General features: G+C 43.6%; 2 protein-coding genes. Both read left to right on the forward strand.

Annotation, left to right across the window (positions count from 1 at the left end; genetic code table 11):
* Position 1: 1 nt before the first annotated feature.
* Positions 2-841 carry an aminodeoxychorismate lyase gene (gene pabC / locus AB4653_RS19910; RefSeq protein WP_372105122.1) on the forward strand — a complete coding sequence of 280 codons (840 nt, stop codon included), beginning with the start codon at positions 2-4 and terminating at the stop codon, positions 839-841.
* Positions 838-1,345: endolytic transglycosylase MltG (locus tag AB4653_RS19915; protein ID WP_372105124.1), on the forward strand; the 508-nt coding region annotated here is incomplete at its 3' end. The genes pabC and AB4653_RS19915, both read left to right, overlap by 4 nt.

The following is a 1,345-nucleotide window of genomic DNA, read 5'->3' on the forward strand; positions in this document are numbered from 1 at the left end:
TATCTTAGATCGCTCGTTTCAGTATGGAGACGGCTGTTTTACTACCATGCTTGTTCAAGATGGCCAGATTCAATATTTTCACGATCATCAGCGTCGTGTTGATGATTGTCTTAAAGCGTTACGCATTTCCGAACTTGATTGGAATACGGTTAACCTTTGGCTCGATAATGCACTTGAACATATCCAACACAATGCGCCTCCTGGTACAAAGAGCCTTGATGGTTCAACGAATCTTCAAGAAAAAAACAAGCCTCATAATGAAAAAGCAGGGCTCAAGCTGCACGTTAGCCGTGGGGCAGGCGGTCGTGGCTACAGTACCAAGAATATCGCCAAGCCAACGATAACCATCAGTACATTTGATTACCCAAGTCATTATTTCGCGTGGCAAGATTCCGGTGTAGAACTCGGTATCTGCCAACAAGCACTGGGTTTGAGCCCATTATTGGCCGGTCATAAGCACAATAATCGCCTTGAGCAAATCTTGATGAAAGATGAAATGGATCAGGCCGGTGAAGTGGATGGCGTGGTTCTGGATATATCAGGTAACGTGATTGAAACCACCATGGCTAATCTGTTTTGGCGAAAAGGGCAGACGATTCACACTCCTCAACTGACGCAAAGTGGCGTTGCAGGGGTTATGCGTAAGCAAGTGTTAACCGCGCTGAATCAAGCTGAACTTTCCGTTACTATTAGTGACTACTGCTTATCTCAACTCATGCAAGCTGATGAGGTTTTCATGACCAACTCCATTTTAGGGGTTGCCCCAGTTACCCGTATTAGTGATACCCAATTCAACATTGGAACCGTTACTCGTAGCCTTCAAGGACAACTAAACTCGTGATCAAAAAGTTATTTATTTTTATTATCTTGTGCCTAATCGCAGCCGTGGCTGCTGGTTTTTATGTTTACAACCAAGCGCAAGATAACCTGAAACAAGTTATTCAATTGGAAAAACCACAAGTTGTTACTGTTGCTTCAGGCAGCAGCTTTAACCGCGTCCTCGCACAGTTGATTAATGAAGGGCTGTTTGAGGCTTCTCCTTACGAGAAATTAATCCGTAAGTTACATCCTGAGCTTGTAGACGTAAAAGCGGGTACATTCCTGCTCGAACCAGGTTTAACCCTAGAACAGGCGTTACAAGTGCTTGTAGAAGGGAAAGAGCACCAATTTACTATTACCTTCGTAGAGGGCAGTCGTTTTGATGAGTGGCTTGTTCAGCTAAAAGACAACGAATTCATTCAGCAGACGTTGAATGATGTTTCTGAAAAAGAGATCGCACAAAAGCTTGGTATCGAAAATGAAAAGCTTGAAGGTCTTTTCTTAGCGGAAACGTATCACTACACCT

The organism is Vibrio sp. 10N.222.48.A3 (genome assembly GCF_041475345.1).
Lineage (GTDB): Bacteria > Pseudomonadota > Gammaproteobacteria > Enterobacterales > Vibrionaceae > Vibrio > Vibrio tasmaniensis_A.